22 protein-coding genes are annotated in these 19340 nt (G+C 71.3%); all 22 read right to left on the reverse strand.

Going from position 1 to position 19340, the window contains the following annotated elements:
- Positions 1–3: 3 nt before the first annotated feature.
- Positions 4–936, reverse strand: coding sequence for a F0F1 ATP synthase subunit gamma (locus NBW76_RS13095; RefSeq protein WP_056553950.1), 933 nt, complete (start codon positions 934–936; stop codon positions 4–6).
- A 5-nt stretch (positions 937–941) separates the two neighbouring features.
- Positions 942–2582, reverse strand: a complete 1641-nt coding sequence (gene atpA, locus NBW76_RS13100; RefSeq protein ID WP_055966991.1) for a F0F1 ATP synthase subunit alpha — start codon at positions 2580–2582, stop codon at positions 942–944.
- A gap of 59 nt (positions 2583–2641) precedes the next feature.
- Positions 2642–3442: a F0F1 ATP synthase subunit delta gene (locus tag NBW76_RS13105; RefSeq protein WP_055966988.1), complete on the reverse strand. Its 801-nt coding sequence runs from the start codon at positions 3440–3442 to the stop codon at positions 2642–2644.
- Positions 3442–3981 (reverse strand): F0F1 ATP synthase subunit B, encoded by a 540-nt coding sequence (locus tag NBW76_RS13110; protein WP_055966985.1) that lies wholly within the window; start codon positions 3979–3981, stop codon positions 3442–3444. Before NBW76_RS13110 ends, NBW76_RS13105 begins: the two co-directional genes overlap by 1 nt.
- A gap of 22 nt (positions 3982–4003) precedes the next feature.
- Positions 4004–4216 carry an ATP synthase F0 subunit C gene (locus tag NBW76_RS13115; RefSeq protein ID WP_055966982.1) on the reverse strand — a complete coding sequence of 71 codons (213 nt, stop codon included), beginning with the start codon at positions 4214–4216 and terminating at the stop codon, positions 4004–4006.
- A gap of 77 nt (positions 4217–4293) precedes the next feature.
- On the reverse strand, positions 4294–5100 hold the full coding sequence (atpB, locus tag NBW76_RS13120; protein ID WP_082481874.1) for a F0F1 ATP synthase subunit A: 807 nt from the start codon (positions 5098–5100) through the stop codon (positions 4294–4296).
- A 137-nt stretch (positions 5101–5237) separates the two neighbouring features.
- Positions 5238–5633 (reverse strand): hypothetical protein, encoded by a 396-nt coding sequence (locus tag NBW76_RS13125; protein WP_156364748.1) that lies wholly within the window; start codon positions 5631–5633, stop codon positions 5238–5240.
- A gap of 38 nt (positions 5634–5671) precedes the next feature.
- Positions 5672–6799 (reverse strand): glycosyltransferase family 4 protein, encoded by a 1128-nt coding sequence (locus NBW76_RS13130; protein WP_056553945.1) that lies wholly within the window; start codon positions 6797–6799, stop codon positions 5672–5674.
- Entirely contained in the window at positions 6792–7436 is a 645-nt protein-coding gene (locus tag NBW76_RS13135; RefSeq protein ID WP_055966975.1) for an L-threonylcarbamoyladenylate synthase, read from the reverse strand. The genes NBW76_RS13130 and NBW76_RS13135 overlap by 8 nt, the downstream gene beginning before the upstream one ends.
- Positions 7437–7521: 85 nt before the next feature.
- Positions 7522–8007 (reverse strand): VTT domain-containing protein, encoded by a 486-nt coding sequence (locus tag NBW76_RS13140; protein ID WP_055966973.1) that lies wholly within the window; start codon positions 8005–8007, stop codon positions 7522–7524.
- A 72-nt stretch (positions 8008–8079) separates the two neighbouring features.
- A complete protein-coding gene (locus tag NBW76_RS13145; protein ID WP_055966969.1) occupies positions 8080–8607 on the reverse strand; it encodes a hypothetical protein in 528 nt (175 codons plus the stop codon).
- A complete protein-coding gene (locus tag NBW76_RS13150; RefSeq protein ID WP_082480768.1) occupies positions 8604–9695 on the reverse strand; it encodes an MCE family protein in 1092 nt (363 codons plus the stop codon). Before NBW76_RS13150 ends, NBW76_RS13145 begins: the two co-directional genes overlap by 4 nt.
- Positions 9692–10897 carry an MCE family protein gene (locus NBW76_RS13155; protein ID WP_056553942.1) on the reverse strand — a complete coding sequence of 402 codons (1206 nt, stop codon included), beginning with the start codon at positions 10895–10897 and terminating at the stop codon, positions 9692–9694. The genes NBW76_RS13150 and NBW76_RS13155 overlap by 4 nt, the downstream gene beginning before the upstream one ends.
- A complete protein-coding gene (locus NBW76_RS13160; protein ID WP_056553939.1) occupies positions 10894–11958 on the reverse strand; it encodes an MCE family protein in 1065 nt (354 codons plus the stop codon). The genes NBW76_RS13155 and NBW76_RS13160 overlap by 4 nt, the downstream gene beginning before the upstream one ends.
- Entirely contained in the window at positions 11955–12929 is a 975-nt protein-coding gene (locus tag NBW76_RS13165; RefSeq protein WP_056553936.1) for an MCE family protein, read from the reverse strand. Before NBW76_RS13165 ends, NBW76_RS13160 begins: the two co-directional genes overlap by 4 nt.
- On the reverse strand, positions 12926–13930 hold the full coding sequence (locus NBW76_RS13170; RefSeq protein WP_056553934.1) for an MCE family protein: 1005 nt from the start codon (positions 13928–13930) through the stop codon (positions 12926–12928). The genes NBW76_RS13165 and NBW76_RS13170 overlap by 4 nt, the downstream gene beginning before the upstream one ends.
- Positions 13927–15156 carry an MCE family protein gene (locus NBW76_RS13175; RefSeq protein ID WP_056553931.1) on the reverse strand — a complete coding sequence of 410 codons (1230 nt, stop codon included), beginning with the start codon at positions 15154–15156 and terminating at the stop codon, positions 13927–13929. The genes NBW76_RS13170 and NBW76_RS13175 overlap by 4 nt, the downstream gene beginning before the upstream one ends.
- A gap of 7 nt (positions 15157–15163) precedes the next feature.
- Entirely contained in the window at positions 15164–16003 is an 840-nt protein-coding gene (locus NBW76_RS13180) for an ABC transporter permease (RefSeq protein ID WP_056553928.1), read from the reverse strand.
- Entirely contained in the window at positions 16000–16851 is an 852-nt protein-coding gene (locus NBW76_RS13185) for an ABC transporter permease (RefSeq protein WP_082481872.1), read from the reverse strand. Before NBW76_RS13185 ends, NBW76_RS13180 begins: the two co-directional genes overlap by 4 nt.
- Before the next feature lie 198 nt (positions 16852–17049).
- Positions 17050–17907 carry a peptide chain release factor N(5)-glutamine methyltransferase gene (gene prmC / locus NBW76_RS13190; protein ID WP_369797012.1) on the reverse strand — a complete coding sequence of 286 codons (858 nt, stop codon included), beginning with the start codon at positions 17905–17907 and terminating at the stop codon, positions 17050–17052.
- A complete protein-coding gene (gene prfA / locus NBW76_RS13195; RefSeq protein WP_055966941.1) occupies positions 17904–18971 on the reverse strand; it encodes a peptide chain release factor 1 in 1068 nt (355 codons plus the stop codon). Before prfA ends, prmC begins: the two co-directional genes overlap by 4 nt.
- 115 nt (positions 18972–19086) lie before the next feature.
- Complete coding sequence (gene rpmE / locus NBW76_RS13200; protein ID WP_055966938.1) at positions 19087–19293, reverse strand: 50S ribosomal protein L31; 207 nt, start codon at positions 19291–19293, stop codon at positions 19087–19089.
- Positions 19294–19340 lie beyond the last annotated feature (47 nt).

Here is a 19340-nt window from a genome sequence, read left to right on the forward strand (position 1 = left end):
CTCTCACTCCTGACCAGCGGTGGCGTCGGCGAGCGCGTTGGCGCCGCCCACGATCTCGCTGATCTCCTGGGTAATGCCGGCCTGGCGGGCCTGGTTGGCAATGCGGGTGTACTTCTCGATGAGGTCCTGCGCGTTGTCGGTCGCGGACTTCATGGCCTTCTGGCGGGCGGCGAGCTCGGAGGCGGCCGCCTGCAGCTGGCAGTAGTAGATGCGGCTGTTGACGTACTTCGGCAGCAGCGCGTCGAGGACCTCGTGGGCCGAGGGCTCGAACTCGTACAGCGGCAGCAGGTCCGACTCCTCGGGAGCCTCCGTGCCCTCGACGACCTCGAGCGGGAGCAGACGGATGACGTCCGGCTCCTGCGTGAGCATCGACTTGAACCGCGTGAACACGATGTGAAGCTCGTCGACGGCGCGGGACGGGTCGATGGCCTCCTCGTCCGTCTCGTCCTGGGCGAACAGGCTCGTGAGCGCGTCGCCGATCTCGCGGGCGTTGGCGTACTCCGGCTTGTCGGAGTACCCGGTCCACGACGAGACGAACTCGCGCTGGCGGAAGGAGAAGTACGTCACGGCCTTGCGACCGGAGAGGTAGAAGTCGACCTCCTTGCCCTCGGACCGGAGCTTCTCGGTGAGCCGCTCCGCCTCCTTGAGGACGCTGGAGGAGTACGACCCCGCGAGGCCGCGGTCGCTCGTGATGACGAGCACCGCCGCCCGCGTGGGGTTCTCCTTCTCGGTGGTGAGCGGGTGGTCGACGTTGGAGAACGTCGCCACCGCCGACACCGCCCGGGTCAGCTCACGGGCGTACGGGGCCGCCGCCGCCGCGTGCTGCTGCGCCTTGATGATGCGCGAGGCGGCGATGAGCTCCATGGCGCGCGTGATCTTCTTGGTCGCCTGGGTCGACCTGATCTTCGCTCGTAGCTCTCGTACCGACGCTGCCATGTGGGTCAGCCCCGCTTCTGCTTGACGATCTGCTCCTGCTCGACGTCCTCGTCGTCCAGAGCGTCGAACTCCTCGCGACCGACGGAGATGCGTCCGCCCTCGCTGGTCTCGAACTGCTCGAGGAACGACGTGTACGCCGACTCCAGGGAGGACGCCGTGTCGTCGTCGAACTTCGCCGTCTCGCGGATCGTGGTGAAGATGCCCTCGTGCGAGCGCTTCACGTAGTCGAGGAACTCCTCCTCGAAGCGGCTGATGTCCTCGACGGGGACCGGGTCGAGCTTGCCCTGGGTTCCGGCCCAGAGGGAGACGACCTGCTGCTCCATCGGGAACGGGGCGTACTGACCCTGCTTGAACAGCTCCATGAGGCGCTGTCCGCGGGCGAGCTGGGCCTTGGACGCGGCGTCGAGGTCCGAGGCGAACATGGCGAACGCCTCCATGGCGCGGTACTGCGCCAGGTCGACCTTGAGCGAGCCCGTGACCGCCTTCATCGCCTTGGTCATGGCCGCACCACCGACGCGCGAGACGGAGATTCCGACGTCGACGGCGGGGCGCTGGTTGGCGTTGAACAGGTCCGACTGCAGGAAGATCTGGCCGTCGGTGATCGAGATGACGTTGGTCGGGATGTAGGCCGAGACGTCGTTCGCCTTGGTCTCGATGACCGGAAGACCCGTCATCGAGCCGGCGCCCAGCTCGTCGTTGAGCTTGGCGCAACGCTCGAGCAGCCGGCTGTGGAGGTAGAAGACGTCTCCGGGGTAGGCCTCGCGGCCCGGCGGACGACGCAGCAGCAGCGACACCGCACGGTAGGCCTCGGCCTGCTTGGAGAGGTCGTCGAAGATGATCAGGACGTGCTTGCCCTGGTACATCCAGTGCTGGCCGATGGCCGAACCGGTGTACGGGGCGAGGTACTTGAAGCCGGCCGAGTCCGAGGCGGGGGCCGCGACGATCGTCGTGTACTCCAGCGCACCCGCGTCCTCGAGGGCGCCGCGGACGCCGGCGATGGTCGAGCCCTTCTGACCGATGCCGACGTAGATGCAGCGGACCTGCTTGGTCGGGTCGCCGCTCTCCCAGAACTCCTTCTGGTTGATGATCGTGTCGATGGCGATCGCCGTCTTGCCGGTCTGGCGGTCACCGATGATCAGCTGGCGCTGGCCGCGACCGATGGGCGTGAGCGAGTCGATGGCCTTGATGCCGGTCATGAGCGGCTCGGAGACCGACTGACGCTGCACCACGTTGGGGGCCTGGAGCTCGAGGGCACGACGGCCGTCGGTCTCCACGTCGCCCAGACCGTCGATCGGCTGGCCGAGCGGGTCGACCACGCGGCCGAGGTAGCCGTCGCCGACGGGCACGGAGAGCACCTCGCCGGTGCGCTTGACCTTCTGGCCCTCCTCGATGCCGGAGAAGTCACCCAGGATGACGACACCGATCTCGCGGACGTCGAGGTTCAGCGCGAGGCCGAGCGTGCCGTCCTCGAACTCGAGCAGCTCGTTGGCCATGGCCGAGGGCAGGCCCTCGATCCGTGCGATGCCGTCGCCGGCCTCGGCGACGATGCCGACCTCTTCGGTCTTGCTGGCGCTCGGGGAGTAGTCGGACACGAACTGCTGCAGCGCGTCGCGGATCTCCTCGGGACGGATGGAGAGTTCCGTCATGTCTTCTGCCTGCCTTCTGTGGGTCTGGTGGCTGGGTGGTGCCGGATGATCAGGGGACGTCAGCCGGCGAGCTGCCGGCGGGCGGCCTCGAGTCGGCTGGACATGGTTCCGTCGACGACCTCGCCCTCGACGGAGACGGCGATGCCTCCGACGACCGACGGGTCGACCACGATGTTGAGGTGGACGTCGCGTCCGTACTTGCCGGCCAGGGCGGCCGCGAGTCGGGAACGCTCGTCGTCGGACAGCTCGTAGGCCACGCGCACGACCGCGACGAGGCGGTCGCGACGCTGGGCCGCCACCTCTCCGAACGCGGTCAGGACCTTCTCGAACGACCCGGTGCGTGCCACGACCGCCTGCTGCGCGAGCTCGAGGGTCTCGGTCGAGACCTTGCCCTCGAAGATCGAGGCCAGCAGGGACGCCTTGGCCTTGGCCGGGACCGAGCGATCGGCCACGACGCCACGGAGCTCGACGTCGCCGGCGACCGTGCGGCCGAGCTCGAACAGCTCGGTCTCGACCCGCTCGAGGTCACCGGCGGCGTCGGCACGCCCGACCAGGGCGGCCGCACCGGCGGTCTCGAGGGCGTCGGCCAGGTCACGCCCGGCGTTCCAGCGCGACGCCGCCGCGGCCTTGACCACGTCGAGGGTCGCGCCGTCGACCTGCGAGCCGAGCACGGTGGCCGCGAGGCCTGCCTTGGCCTCGGGCTCGGTCGACGGGTCCGTGAGCACGCGGCGCAGCGCCGGGTTGGCGTCGAGCAGCGCCACCACCCCGAAGAGCTGGCTGCCGAGCGCCGCCGAGGAACCCTGGGCCGACTCGACGGCCGACAGGACCTCGTGCTGGGACCTCGCGGAGATGCCTCGCATCAGTTGGCCGACCCCTCCAGCTCCGTGATGAAGCGCTCGACGGTGCGACGCTGACGCGCCTCGTCCTCGAGCGACTCACCGACGATGCGTCCGGCGAGGTCCGTGGCGAGCGAGCCCACCTCGGCCTTCAGCTGGGCCAGGGCCTGCGACCGCTCGGCCTCGACCTGCGCGTGCGCCGTGGCCGTGATGCGGGCGGCCTCGTCCTGGGCCTGGGCCCGGAGCTCGGCGATGATCTGCGCGCCCTGCTCCTTGGCCTCCTCGCGGATGCGCGAGGCCTCGTGCCGGGCGTCGGCCAGCTGGGCGTTGTACTTCTCGAGCGCGGCCTGCGCCTCCTTCTGGGCAGACTTGGCCTCCTCGATCCCGCCCTCGATGGCGGCGGTCCGCTCGGCGAACGCCTGCTCGAAGTTGGGCACGACGAACTTGCGGACCAGCAGGAAGAGGATGCCCAGGACGACGAGGCCCAGGACGATCTCGGGCAGCTCGGGGACGAGCGGGTTGTGCTCCTCGCCCTCTGCTGCGGCGACCAGGATCGCGCTCATGGTGAATCTCCCTTAGCGAGGATCAGTTGTAGCCGAAGACGAAGGCCAGGGCCAGCGCGATGATGAAGAACTGCTCAGCGAGGACGAAGCCGAAGATCGCGATGCCCTGGAGCTTGCCCTGCGCCTCGGGCTGACGGGCGACGCCCGTGACGTAGGCGGCGAAGATCAGGCCGACGGCGATGGCCGGGCCGACAGCGGCCAGTCCGAGGCCGACGGTGGCGATGGAACCAGTCATGACGGTTCTTTCCTTTCGTGGTGACGCAGGAGGCGTCGGGTGCGGGTCGAGAGGTGGTCAGGTGGTACCGAGCGAGCTCAGTGCTCGTCGGCGATCGCGCTGCCGATGTACATCGCGGTCAGCAGCGTGAAGACGTAGGCCTGCAGGAACATGATCAGCATGTCGAGGAAGCTGACCCCGATGCCGAGCAGGAAGGACACGATCCCGGCGGGGATGCCGATGGCGGCGTTCGCGTAGTCGGTCACCAGGTACGCGGCGCCGAGCGAGAACAGCAGGATCAGCAGGTGCCCCGCGAACATGGTCGCGAAGAGTCGCAGCGCGAGCGTGAACGGTCGCACGATGATGTTGGAGAGGAACTCCAGCGGCACCAGGGCCAGCAGGATGGGGCCCTTGGCCCCGGCCGGCACGGTCTGGTGCTTGAGGTAGCCGAAGAAGCCGTGCTTGCCGATGCCCGCGACGTTGTAGATCAGCCAGGTGACGAGGGCCAGGGCCACCGGGAAGCCGAACTTCGACATCGACGGGAACTGGATGACCGGGATCACGCCGTAGAAGTTGTTCACCAGCACGAACAGGAAGACCGTGAACAGGTACGGCACGTACTTCATGAAGTCCTGGCTGCCGATGTTGTCGCGGGCGATGCCGTTGCGGATGAAGCCGTAGACGTACTCGCCGGCGAACTGCAGTCGGCCGGGGACCACCGCGGCCTTGCGGCTCGTCGCATACGCGAAGCCGAAGACGATGACGATGGAGAAGACGAGGAAGAGCTCGGGCTTGTTGACCTCCCAGCCGCCGATCGTGAACGTCGGCGGGAGCAGGAAGCTCCCGGGGCCGGGCTGCGGCGGGCCGTCAGCGGCAGCCGCCAGGGCGGTCGAGGCGAGGGTCACTCGGTCACCTTTGTCTCATGGCGCGGTCGATTCCGACTGGGAAGTCGGCGATCCGGCATACGGCCAGCGTCATCGTTCACGTCGTGACCGACCGGGAACCGGCTGGGCTTCGACGCACTCGAGAGGCTACCAGGAGGTCACGACGGGGTGTCGTCCAGGTCATACGTGAGGACTCGACGGCGGCGGAACGCCCGGACCTGCAGGGCCGTCCACACCAGGCTGCACACCACGGCGGACAGGCCGAAGGCACGGCGGTCGACGTGCTCGGCCACCCCACCGACGTCGAAGAGCAGCAGCAGCACCGCCATGGCGGCGAACGCCTTGACGAGGAAGAACAGCACCGCCGCGGGCAGGGCGAGCACCGGGCTCGAGCGCGCGACCGGGTTCATCACCAGCGGCGTGGAGCCGAGGAAGGCCACCACCACGATCCCGGCGAGGATGGCGCCGAGCACCCCCGGCCACCCGTGGGTGGCGCCGGCGACCGTCGCGCACAGCAGCACGGCGACCACCATCGGGACCGCGACGGGGACCACCCGCCGGACGGTGGGCCGTGGGTCCGGAGCCGAGCCGCTCACGGGCGGTTCCACACGCGACCCTCGAACCGAGGCAGCACGAAGGCCGAGGCGGCCGTGAGCAGGGCGAGCACGACGAATCCGACGATCGACTGCCACCCGCTGAACAGGCTCACCACGACGCTGCCGAACGCCACGAGCCCGGCCGCCGCGTACATGAGCAGCACGGCACGGCGGTGCGAGTGGCCGATCTCGAGCAGCCGGTGGTGGATGTGCATCTTGTCCGGGCTGAACGGGGAGCGCCCGGCCCGGGTGCGGCGCACCACGGCGAGCGCCAGGTCGAGGAAGGGGACGAGCAGGATCGCGAACGGCAGGAACAGCGGCAGCAGGGCGGGCAGGAAGCTCGCCGCTCCCCCGCCCACGCCCTCGGAGAGGCTCGTGGCCGGGAACTGGCCCGTGAGGCTGATCGAGGAGCAGGCGAGCATGAAGCCGATGAGCATCGAGCCGGAGTCGCCGATGAACATCCGGGCCGGGAAGAAGTTGTGCGGCAGGATCCCGATGCACGCCCCGGCCAGCGCCGCGGTCAGGAGGGCGGCGGCGATGGCGCGCGTCTCGCCGTTGACCACGGCGAGCGAGAACGCGTACGAGAAGAACGCGACGGCGCCGATCGCGACCATGCCGGCAGCGAGGCCGTCGAGGCCGTCGACGAAGTTCACCGCGTTGGCCGTGGTGACGATCAGCAGCACCGTGAAGATGATCGACTGCGCGTTGTCCAGACCCAGGTAGTTGTTGTAGAGCGGCAGGTACAGGAACTGCACCCCCATGGCCACCACCACGACCCCGGCGAGCACCTGGCCGGCGAACTTGCTGAGGGCGTCGAGCTCGAACAGGTCGTCGATCACGCCCACGACGCAGATCACCGCTCCCCCGACGATGACCGCCTGGGCGTCGCCGAAGACCGCGTCGTCGTTGCGCGACAGGAACGGCAGGTGGGTCGCCACGAGGTAGGCCGACACGAGCCCGCCGAGCATCGCGGGGCCGCCGAAGTACGGGGTGGGGATGGCGTGGACGTCGCGGTCGCGCACGCGGGCCACGGCCCCGAAGCGCACCGCGAGCATCCGCGCGATCGAGGCGAGGAGGTAGGTCACCCCGAGGGCGACCCCGAAGACGACGAGGTACTCACGCACCGAACGGCTCCACGGTGTTGTTGTAGCGGTGGAGGACGTCGAGGGTGACCGGTCCCTCGCGCAGGATGCGTGGCGAGCTGCCGGTCACGTCGAGGATCGTGGAGGCGGTGCCGCCGGGGCTGGTCCCGGCGTCGAGGTAGACGGCCACCGCGTCGCCCAGCATGCGCTCGGCGTCGTCGACGGTGACGGCGGCGGGCTCGCCGGTGAGGTTCGCGCTGCTCACCGCGAGCGGGCCCGTCTGCTTGAGCAGCGTGAGAGCGACGGGGTGGTCCGGCATCCGCACGGCCACGGTGTGGTGCGTCTCGCCCAGGTCCCACGTGAGGGACGGCTGCTGACGGCAGATGATCGTGAGCGGCCCGGGCCAGAGCTCGGTGGTCATGGACCGGAGCCATCCGGGGACGTCGGTGGCGAGCGCCTCGAGGGTCGTGGGGGCGCCCACGAGCACGGGCGGAGGCATCTGCCTCGTCCGGCCCTTGGCGTCGAGCAGGCGCTGCACGGCCTCGGGCGAGAACGCGTCGGCGGCGAGCCCGTACACCGTGTCGGTGGGCACCACGACCAGCTCACCGGACTCGAGCACGCCCTGGGCGGCGTCGATCCCGGTCTGGCGTGTCTCCTCGTCGGCGCAGTCGTACCTCACCGGGACACCCTAACGGCCGCGCCAGCGCCGACGCAGCGCCCACGCGGTCTGCCCACGCCGTCCGACACGCCGTCTGCCCAGGGCCTCACAGCACACCGTGGATGACGAAGGCGATGGCGAGGAACTGGATGGTCCGACCCAGGAAGACCATGGCGAGGAAGACCCAGAGCCGCTGGCGGGACAGCGGGGCGAGCAGCGTCACGACCGCGAGCGGCGGCACGGCGGCGAGCGCCGACAGGAACACCGTGGCCGCACCGGCCACGGGGCGGTCGAGCCAGGTGAGCAGGAGGTCGCCGGTACGGCGCAGCCACGCGGTCACCCGGTTCCGCGGCGGTCGGCGCTCGGCCTGCTTGCGGTAGCGGGCGGACCCGGTGCGCACCAGCTGGAACACGATCGCCTTGCCGACCACCGTGCCGACGCCGAGCGTGAGGATGACCAGGGCGAGGTCGAACCGGCTGTCGACGAGGGCGCCGAGGCTCAGCACGTAGATCTCGGCGTTGAGGAACATCGGCAGGATCGCCGAGCCCACGCCGAAGGCGAAGGCGGCCGCGTGGACCAGGACGACTGCCATGGTCCGGGAGCCTATCGGCAGGCGGACGCCCTGCGAGCACACCCGTCGCCGAGGACCTCCCGGCGCGCCGGGTCAGCGCAGCACGACGTCGCCGACCAGCCAGGCACCGTCCTGGCGGACCATGGTCATGACCACCCGGCTCCGCTCGGTGCGCTGGGTGCCGTCGCTGCCGCGGGTGATGGTCTGGTCGACGAACAGCAGCACCTCGACCTCGTCGGCGGAGACGGCCCTGCCGACCGCCTCGACGACGTCGCCGACCGCACGGGCCTCGACCCGGCGCGCCACCTGGGCGACGGGCTCGTTCGCCTCGGCGTACTCCCGCGCGAACTGCGGGGTCGCGCCGGTGCGCGCCCACGCCGTGTCGGCGTCGAAGGTCTCGCCGGTGTAGCTCGTGAGCTGGACGGCGCGGTCGCGCGCCACGGCCGTGGCCTCCGCCGCGGCGTCCGCACGCTGCTGTGCCGAGCGACCGGACAGGACGAGCCACGCCGCACCGACGACCGAGGCAAGCAGCGCCACCGCCAGCGCGAGGGCCACGACACGCACCCGCCGGTCCCCGCCCGACGACAGGCGTTCCACGGCACTGCCGCGCGAGGTCGTCACCGTCGGTCCTGCGGCAGGGGCGCGTTGGACGACCCGCGCTGCTGGCCGCCGAACGTCGTCGGGCACGAGCGGTCCGGATCGATCGGCCGGCGCTCCGCGTGCTTGGGGCTCGGGTCGGCGACGCCGTAGGAGCACACCCCACCGGGCGAGACCAGCATGTTGGTCTGGAGTCGCCCGCCCTTCACGGCCTCGGCGAACCGGTCGAACCCGCTGGGGAACACCCGGAGCAGCTCGCGCAGGTGCTGGTCGCGCGGGATCGTCATGTCGGCGAAGACGATCATCTCGTCGAGCACCCGCGGCAGCTTGAGCGCGACGAGCGACGTGAGCTCCCTCAGGTCCTGGACCCGCGCCGGGAGGGTCTCGATGCTGGTGCGGAGGGTCGGGTCGTAGTCGGCGAGCCAGGCGGTGAACGACTCGGCGGACCGCGCGAACTCGCGGAACTCGTCCTCCACGTCCACCCCGGTCCGCAGCACCGTGCGTCCGTTGACCAGGAGCCGCTCGGTCTCCGGCCACGTGCGGTCGAGGGTCTCGACGATCCGCGAGCCGGAGTCGAGGACACGGCGCAGGTCGTCGGGGTCCTCGAAGGCCACGCGCAGCTCCCGCAGCGTGGTCCGCAGGGCGGCGGTGTCGACGTCGGACATGAGGTCGTCGACCGAGCGCAGGGTCTGTGCGACCGTCGTCGGCGTGGTGGTCGCCGACGCCGCGATGCGGTCGCCGTCGTCCAGCCACGGTGCGCGGTGCTGCTCCGGCTGCAGGTCGAGGAACTGCTCACCGGCCGGGGAGAGCGAGCGCACGACCGCCCTGGCCGTGGCCGGGACCTGGGCACCGGGGTCGAGCGACAGGGTCGCGACGGCTCCGGACCCCTGGGCGCGGACGGTGTCGACCTTCCCGATGCGCACCCCGCGATAGGTGACGCCCGACCCTTCGAACAGACCGCCGGTCGTGGCGAGGTCGACCTCCACGCGATCCTGGCGCTGACCGACCGTCCCGCCCAGGACGGAGGTGTAGAGGTGCATCGAGACCAGGACCAGCACGGCGAGCAGCGCGAACGCGCTCGTGCGGTACCTCATGGGCATCGGACGGCTCATCGCGCGGCTCCCAGCAGTCCGTCGAGACCCAGTCCGGTGAGACCGCCGCCGCTCGAGGCGTCGGCGCCCGATCCCGAGGAGGCGCCGCTCGGGGGCACGATGCGGCCGAGGCCCGGGAGCGACCCGACCAACGACTCGATCCCGTCGACCAGCCCGTCCCCGGACAGCCCGTCCGTCCCGGGGGACTCGATCCGCGGCAGGTCGAGGTCGCCCACCCCTGGCAACGACGGCAGCCCGACGCTCACGGAGGTCTGGAAGTACAGGTACGTGTTGAGGTACTCCGCCGGCACCGCCTCGTCGATGAGCCTCGAGAAGCCCACGAGGGTCCGCAGGCCCGGCTCGAACTCGTCCGCCGTCGTGTTGAGCGACTCGAACACCGGCCCCGCCTGGGCGAGCACCGTGGTGAGGTCGTCGCGCGAGCGGCCGACCACGTCCACGACGTCGGCGCCGAGCCGGTCGATCCCGCTGAGCAGGTCCACGAGCTCGTCGGTGTTCTCCCGGACGACCTCGGCGGCCGGGCGAAGGTCGGTCAGGGCCGCGTCGACCACGTCCTCGCGCTCGTCGAGGACCCGCGAGACCTCGGCCAGGGCGGTGAGGGCGGAATCGAGCTCGTCGTCGGAGGCGTTGAGGGCCGACGCCGTCCCCGCCATCCTGCGCAGCGCGGTGCGCACGGCCGGTTCGCGGCCCCCGAGTGCCGCGTTGGCCTCCTCGACGATGGTCTGGACCTGGCCGAGCCCACCACCGTTGATGAGCATCGAGGCGGCCGACATGGTGTCCTCGATGGTGGGCGCGCTCGACGCGTCGCCCGCGGCCAGCACGGAGCCCGGCGCCAGGAACGGACCGTCCGCGCCCTCCTCGCCGACGTCGACGAAGAGCTCACCGAGCGGCGTCGTGGCGCGCAGCCGCACCGTGGTGCCCTGACGGAGCCGACGGTCCGCGAGCACGTCCATCGTGACGCGGGCCCGGAAGTCACGGACCGAGATCTCCCGCACGCGCCCGACCAGCACACCGCCGCTCTTGACCGGCGCGCCGACCGCGAGGTTGAGCGCGTCGTCGAACTCCGCCGACAACGGGTAGGAGTCGCCGCCCAGTCGGCTCCCGGGGAGCGGCAGGTCCGAGGCCGTGGTGCTGCACCCGGCCAGGGCCACGGCCAGCAGCACGCCCACCACGGCACGGCCCAGGCGGCGCGTCGAGGAGGTCATCCCTCGCTCACCCCCGCCAGCGTCAGCAGGACGGTCCACAGCGGGAGGTCGAGCAGGCCCAGTCGCTCGCACGCGTCCTGCGGCGCGCGCTCGCAGAGGTCGGCGACCACCGTCCTGCCGGGCACGAGGTCGAGCGGACGGGTGCGGAAGCTGAGCCGGTCGTTCTCGTCGATCGCCCGGACCAGGTTCTGCAGCATGAGCGGGCCGGTGTCGAGGAGCTGCTCGTACTCGGCCTGGTGGTCGGCGAGGTCCTGGGCGAGCGCCACGAAGTCGTCCATCTGCGAGCTGATCCGCCCGCGCTGGTCGCGCACCACGATGCCGACCTCGCGCACCATGGCCGTGACGGCGTCGAACGTCGCCTCGATCGACTCGTGCTGCTCATCGAGCATCGTGGTGGCCTCGGCGACCTGGTCCACGAACTGCCGGACCACCTGGTCGTCGTTCGCCACCGCCGTCGTCAGCTGGTCGAGCCCGGTGATCGTGCCCTCGACGTCGCCCAGCTGGGCGTCGATGGTGCCCAGCACGTCGGCCATCCCGGCCAGCCCGTCGCGGATCGCGCCACCGTTCCCGTCGAGGTTGGCCGCCGACGACGTCAGCAGGCCGTTGAGCGCGTCCCCACCGTCCGCGCCCAGGGCCGACGACGTGGACTCCAGCGTCGAGAGCAGCTCGTCGAACTCGACCGGTGTCCGCGTCCGTTCCAGGGGGATCACGTCGCCGTCGCCCAGCGTCGCTCCGTCGCGGTAGACCGGTGTGAGCTCGACGTAGCGATCCGTGGCGACCGACCGCGACACCACCACCGCGGCGGCGTCGGCCGGGACGTCGATCCCGTCGTCCAGACGCAGGGTGACGTCGACGTGCCCGCCGCGGGGGCGCACCTCGACGACCTCACCGACCCGCACCCCCAGCACGCCGACGTCGTTGCCCTCGAAGAGTCCTGCGGCGTCGCGCAGCTGCACGGTCACGGTCCGGCCACCGGAGCCGACGCAGCTCGAGAGCAGCGGGGCCACGAGCGCCACCACGAGCACGGGCAGGAGGGCCCGCCACCACCGTCGGGTCCTCATGAGCACTCGTCCGGGCTCGCGAGGCACGCGAGGTTGTCGTTGATGGCGACCGGCACGTGCAGGTCGAGCCAGGGTCCGTTGCCCGAGGCGTTGGCGACGTACTTCGTCATCGTGGCCAACGACGACAGGGCCTTCGTCACGTCGTCGCGGGCGTCCTCGAGACCGTCGAGAGCGGTGGTGAGGTCGCGCAGCATCGGGTCGAGGTCCTCCTCGGTGTCGTCGAGCAGACCGCGCACCTGCACGGCCATGCGCAGCGCGTCGGACAGCATCTGGTCGATCACCTCACGACGGGAGGTCAGCTCGCCGAGCACGAGCGTCGACTGCTCCAGCAGGTCGAGCACGGCGTCGGCGTTGCGGTTGAGCGTGCCCGTCACGTCGTTGCTGGCCGCCAGGAGACGGGACAGCTGGTCGCTGCGCCGCGACGCGACGCGCGCGAGGTCGGCCACGCCCTCGACCGCGGCCCTCGTCTCGTCGGGGGTGCGACCGAGCACGTCGGCCATGACGTTCATGGAGCGGGCCAGACCCTCGGCGTCGAGCGTCTGCAGCGCGTCGGTCGAGGCGTCGACGACGTCCTGCAGGTTGTAGGGCACCGAGGTCCGCGCGAGCGGGATCCTGGCGTCGGCGAGGTCACCGGTGCCGCGCGGTGCCACCTCGAGGAAGTGGCTCCCGAGCAGCGTCGCGACCTTGACGGCGACCCCCGTGGACCGACCGAGCCGCACGTCGCGGTCGGCGGTGAAGGTCACGACCACGCGATCCTTCGCCAGTCGGATCCCGGTCACCTCCCCCACGCCGACGCCGGCGACCTGGACCTCCTCGCCGACCCGCAGGCCGGCCGTGTGCTCGAGCTCGGCGGTGTACGTGCGCTGGCCGAACGGGATGACGCTGAGCGCCAGGACGAGCAGGCCGAGGACCCCCAGTCCGACGACCCCGACCATGCCGACGCGGCGTGCGTGCGTCCGTCGATCGCTCATCGGCAGACCTCCGAGTAGGGGCCGTCGGTGGAGCCGAGGTTGATCAGCTCACCACCGACCTCCACCCCGAGGTTGCAGATGTACATGTTGAGCCAGGTGCCGTAGGACATCGGTCGGGCGAACGCGCCGGTGGCGGTCGGCACGGCGGCCAGCATGGTCTGCAGCTCGCCCATGTTGTCGGCGAACAGCGCCGCGGTGGTGCGCAGCGCCGTCGTCACCCGGGCGACGTCGGGGCGGGTGTCCTCGACGAGGTCGGCCGTGACCCGGGAGAGCTCGGAGATGCCGTCGATGGACTCACCGATCGTGGTGCGCTGCTCGGCCAGGCCGGTCATCAGCGCCCGCAGCTCCCCGACCGTGGCGGTGAGGTCGTCCTCGCGGTCGACGAGGTTCTCGAGCACCGGGGTGAGGTGGGTGAGGACGTCGGTGACGACCGCGTCCTTGTCGGCAAGGTTGCGCGTGAGCGTCGCCGTCTCGTCGAGCAGGCTCTCCACCGTGCCGCCCTCCCCCTGGAGCACCTTGACCACCGACTCCGCGAGCTGGTTCACGTCCTCGGGCCGGAGCGTCTCGAAGAGCGGCTCGAAGCCGTTGAGCAGCGCGGTGAGGTCGAAGCCGGCGCTCGTGCGCGACGTCGGGACGACGCTGCCCGGCTCCAGGGCCGTGCCCCGCTCACGGCCGGGCAGCAGCGCCAGGTACCGCTGGCCGAGCAGGTTCTGGTAGCGGATCACCATGCCCGTGGTGTCGGTCAGACGCTGCCCCTCCCCCACGGACACCCGCACGCGGGCGGTGTCACCACCGACGAGCTCGATGCCGTCGACGCGACCGACCCGGACACCGGCGGCGCGCACGTCGTCGCCGACGCGCAGCCCGCTGACCGAGGTGAAGTCCGCCACGTAGGTCCGGGTGGTCCCCTCCGTCCTGTTCAGCATCGTGTTCGCGAGCACCACGAGGACGAGCACGCACACGGTGGCGAAGGTGACGAGCTTGACGACGGTGGCCCTCATCGGTCGCCGCCCTCCAGGTAGGGGCGCCCGAGGAGCTCGGCGACACCACCCTGGGGGGCGGCCTCCAGCTCGTCGAGCATGTCGCGGAGCTCGGCGACCAGGGCGTCGTCGGCGGGCGTCGCGGTGTTCGTGCCGCTGCCGGTCGAGCCCGGCGTGCCACCGCACCGCGGGCCGCGGGCCGTCCCGTAGGTGGGGCAGTCCGACGCGGTGTACGGCGCGTCGTCGCCGGTCTTGATGAAGACGTTCGTCGACATGTAGGAGCCCTGCGAGAACGTCTTGGCCTGCTTGGCGGCGAAGTCGACGAACGAGGTGAAGCTGTCGGGCAGACCGGCGCGCTCGTCGTACATGGCGTCGACCACGACCGCGGCACCGTCGAGCGCCTCGACGAACGGGTCCCCGACGGCGTCGAGCGCCCGACGCCCCTCGCCCACGAGGGCGTTGCTCCCGGCGAGGAGCGTGGTGAGCTGCGCCCGCTTCTGCACGATCGTGCGGCTCGTCACGAGCGCGTTGCGCGTGGCGTCGAGCAGCTGCGGCGACGTCTCGGCCAGCGTCGTCATGTTCTGCGCGAACAGCTCGAGGTCCTCGCGCAGCAGCGGCAGCCGGGGCTCCAGGCGGCCGAGGTAGCCGGAGACCGTCTCGATCGTGCCGCCGAGCTGGTCGCCGCGGCCGTCGAGCGCCGTCGCGAGCGCACCCAGGGTGGCCGACAGCTCGGCCGGCTCCACGGCGGTGAGGATGCGGTAGGAGCTGTCGAGCGTGTCCTGCAGCTCGAGCGTCTCGGCGTCCCGGGCCTGCTCGATGGCGGCACCGGCTCGCAGGGTGCCGCGCTCGCTCCGGGGTCGGACCAGGTCGACGTAGGTCGTGCCGAACACCGTGGCGGGCAGCACGCGCGCCGTCACCTGCGCCGGGACCTCACGTGCGTGCCGCTCGTCGATGCGCAGGTCGATCCGCACCGAGGGGTCGGCACCGTCGGCCGTCGTGCCCGGCTCCTGGGTGATCGAGGTGACGCGTCCGACGATCACGCCGTCGAGCTTGACGTCCGAGCCCGGGACGAGCGACCCGCCGGCGTCGTCGACGAGGGCGTGCGCCGTCGTGTCGTCCGCCAGGGCACCTCGCGACACCGCGGCCAGGGCCGCGCCCACGAGCACCAGGAGCACCACGAGCACGAGGCCGCGGCGCACGAGGACCGCGCGGCCGGGGTCGTCGGGATCGATCGTCGTCAGGTCCATCGCCGCATCACCCCGCGATCCGGACGCCGGGGTCGCCGCCCCAGAAGAGCAGGGTGAGCACCATGTCGAGCAGGACCACGACGACGATGCTGGCCCGGATCGCCCGGCCCGTCGCCTCGCCGACACCCTGCGCCCCACCGCTCGCGGTGAACCCGAACCAGCAGTGGATGAGCGTCACGGCAGCGGCGAACACCAGGATCTTCACGACCGACAGCAGCACGTCGCGCAGGGCGACGAACGAGGTGAAGTAGTGCTCGAACGTGCCCGGCGGTTGTCCGAAGATGAACGTGACGGAGAGCTGGGTCGCCAGGTACGAGCCCGCCAGCCCGATCAGGTAGAGCGGAAGGATCGCCGCCATCGCCGCGACGAGCCGGGTGGTGACCAGGAAGTGCAGGGGCGGGACCGACATGACCGCGAGGGCGTCGATCTCCTCGTGCACCCGCATCGATCCGAGCTGTGCGGTGAAGCGACAGCCGACCTGGGCGGCCAGGGCGAGCGCCGCGATGAGCGGGGCGAGCTCGCGCGTGTTCACGACCGCGGACACGAAGCCGGTCAGAGGTGCCAGGCCGATGGTCTCCAGCCCGTTGAAGCCCTCGATGCCCAGGGAGGTCCCGGCCGACAGGGACAGCAGCACCATGACGCCGACCGTCCCGCCCCCCACCAGCAGCGCACCGGTCCCCCAGCTGATGTCGGAGAGGATCCTGAACGTCTCGAGCCGGTAGGTGCGCAGCGTCGCGGGGATCGCCCCCACCACCTTCGCGACGAAGGTCAGCTGGGCCCCCATCAGCTCCAGCGCGTTCCCCGGCGCCGCCATGGCGCGCCGGCCGGCGCGTTCCAGGCCGCTCATGCCATCCTCTGCGGCACGAGCATGACGTAGCCCTGGGTGATCACGACGTTGACGACGGCCAGGGCGATGACGCTGATCACCACGCTGGCGTTGACGGCGTCGGCGACGCCCTTGGGGCCGCCCTGCGCCGACAGACCCTTGTGGCACGCCACGATCGTGGCGATGAAGCCGAAGATCGCGGCCTTGGCCTCGGCGAGCAGCAGGTCGGAGGGCTGGGCGAAGCTCGTGAAGGACCCGATGTAGGTGCCCGAGCTGACGTCGCCGGACCCGACGTTGAGCGCGTAGCCGGTGGTCATGGCGGTGGCGGCCACCACCACGTTGAGGAGCAGGCCGACCGTGACCGCTGCGACCATGCGCGGTGCCACGATGCGCTGCGTCGGGTTGAGTCCCATGACCCGCATGGCGTCGATCTCCTCGCGCACGGTCTGCGAGCCGATCTGGGCACAGATGGCCGAGCCGACGGCTCCGGCCATGAGGAGCGAGGTGACGAGCGGCGCGCCCTGGCGGAGCACGCCGATGCCGTTGACCGCCCCGGAGAACGAGACCGCACCGATCTGCGACGCGACCGCACCGACCTGCACCGCCACGATCACGCCGAACGGGATCGCGACGAGGATCGTCGGCAGCAGGGCCACGCGCGTCATGAACCAGGCCTGCTCGACGTACTCGCGCCAGGCGAACCGGCCGCGCAGGATGTCGACGACGGCGAAGCGCAGGGACCCGAGGCCGAGGAGGATCATCTCGCCGAAGGTCTCGAGGCCGGCGTTGCCGGAGGCACGCAGGCCCGTGGCGGTGCGCGCCAGGCGTCCGGAGGCCGCGCCTGGGGGCACCGACGTGTCCGCGCTCATCCGACCTCCCTCACCGCCGCAGATGATACCTGTACGAAGGTACTAGTTCAGGGCCTCTCGGGGAAGAGAACGAGCCAGGAAGGCGTGGGTCACGTCACACGGCCCGGCGCAGCGGACCGTTCGGACGGTCGCGGACGGCCCCCACGGCAGCGCACGGGACCCGCGGCGACGGCGGGAGCGCCGTCGGCGGGGCGAGCCTCAGGGGCGACGGGCGGTGAGGAAGCGGGGCCGGTCCGCGAGGTCCACGTGGTCACGCACGTCGGACCAACGTCCGGCGAACACACCGGGGGCGGACTCGCCCTGCGCGTCGGCGTGCTCGGCCCCGACCGAGCCACCCGGGCGCAGCAGCCGCCACGCGGCCTGCTCGAGCGCACGCATGGCGTCGAGACCGTCGTCGCCCGACCACAGCGCGAGCGACGGGTCGTGGTCGCGCGCCTCGGGGGCGACGCTCTCCCAGGCCTCGAGCGGGATGTACGGCGGGTTGCAGACGACCACGTCGACGGTGCCGTCGAGGTCCGCGAACGCCTCGAAGGCGTCCCCGAGTCGAAGGTCGATGCCGGTGTCGCCCAGGTTGCGCTCGGCCCAGCCGTAGGCGGCCTCGTCGAGCTCGACGGCGTGCACCCGGGCCCGCGGCACCTCGTGCACGATCGACAACGCGATGGCGCCCGAGCCGGTGCAGAGGTCCACGACCACCGGCGGCTCCTCGCGTGCGGCGACGACGGCGGCCGCCTGCTCGACGGCCCACCCCGCGAGCAGCTCGGTCTCGGGACGGGGGACGAAGACCCCCGGGCCGACCTCGAGGTCGACGTAGCGGAACCCGGCCGAGCCGGTGAGGTGCTGCAGCGGGACCCGCCGGGCCCGCGCCTGGACCATGTCGCGGTACACCTGCGCCTGGGGACCCTGCGGCCGTGCGGTCAGGAGCAGGCCGCGTGGCGTCCCGGTCACGTGGGCGAGCAGGATCTCGGCGTCGACCCGCGGCGACGCGACGCCTCCGGCCGTCAGCGTGTCCGTGGCCTCGTCCAGGAGCCGCTCGGCCTGGCTGCGCACTCGGCTCACGCTCTCGTCCCGTCGACCGACTCGAGTCGTTCGGCGAGGTCGGAGTCCACGAGGGAGCCGATCACGTCGTCGAGCGCGCCGTCCATCACGGCATCGAGGTTGTAGGCCTTGTACCCGGTGCGATGGTCGGAGATCCGGTTCTCGGGGAAGGTGTAGGTGCGCACCCGCTCCGAGCGGTCCATGGTGCGGATCTGGGACCTGCGGGCGTCCGAGGCCTCGGCGTCCGCTGCGGCCTGGGCCGCCTCGAGCAGCCGCGCCCGGAGGATCCGCAGGGCCTGCTCCTTGTTCTGCAGCTGGCTCTTCTCGTTCTGGCAGCTCACCACGAGGCCCGACGGCAGGTGGGTGATGCGCACCGCCGAGTCGGTCGTGTTCACGCTCTGACCACCCGGGCCGGAGGACCGGAAGACGTCGATGCGCAGGTCGGCGTCGTGGATCTCGACGTCGACGTCCTCGGCCTCGGGCAGCACCAGGACGCCGGCCGCCGACGTGTGGATCCGTCCCTGCGACTCGGTGACGGGGACGCGCTGCACGCGGTGCACCCCGCCCTCGAACTTGAGCAGCGCGTACGGTGCCTGACCGGGCTCCGGCGTGCCCTTCGCCGCGACCGAGGCGGTGACCGACTTGTAGCCACCGAGAGCGGACTCCGTGGCGTCGATGATCTCGACCCGCCAGCCCTTGCGCTCGGCGAACCTGGTGTACATGCGCAGCAGGTCGGCGGCGAAGAGTGCCGACTCCTCGCCACCCTCCCCGCCCTTGACCTCCAGGATCACGTCCTTGCCGTCGGCGGGATCCCGCGGGACGAGCAGGCGCTGGAGCCGCTCGGCGAGGGCTGCACGCGTCGCCTCGAGCTCGGCCGCCTCGTCGTCGAGCTCGAGCTCACGCGCGGCCTGCAGGTCCTCGACCGCCTGCTGCCACTCGCGGTAGGTGCCCACCACGGCGCCGAGCTCGGCATACCGCCGGCCGACGCGCTTGGCACGGCCGGCATCGGCGTGCAGGGCGGGATCGGCCATCTGCCGCTCGAGCTCGGCGTGCTCGGCGACCAGGCCCTCGACAGCCTCGAACATGGCGATCCTCTCGTGCCCTCGGCGTCTCGACGACGCGTCCGGTCCCTGGGCCGGCGGCCCTGGGACGACGACGCCGACCCGTCCCTCGAGGGATCGGGTCGGCGTGTCGGAGGAGCTACTTCTTGCCGTAGCGCTTCTCGAACCGGGCCACGCGGCCGCCGGTGTCGAGGATCTTCTGCTTGCCCGTGTAGAACGGGTGGCAGGCCGAGCACACGTCGGCACGGAGGGATCCCTCGGTGGCGGTGCTGCGGGTGGTGAACGAGTTGCCGCAGGTGCAGGTGACCTGAGTCTCGACGTACGTGGGGTGGATGTCGCGCTTCATGATGTCCTCTCGTCGGTACTGGGTCGGACCGCGGCGCGGGCCGTGAA

The organism is Aeromicrobium sp. Leaf245 (assembly GCF_942548115.1).
Classification (GTDB): Bacteria; Actinomycetota; Actinomycetes; order Propionibacteriales; family Nocardioidaceae; genus Aeromicrobium.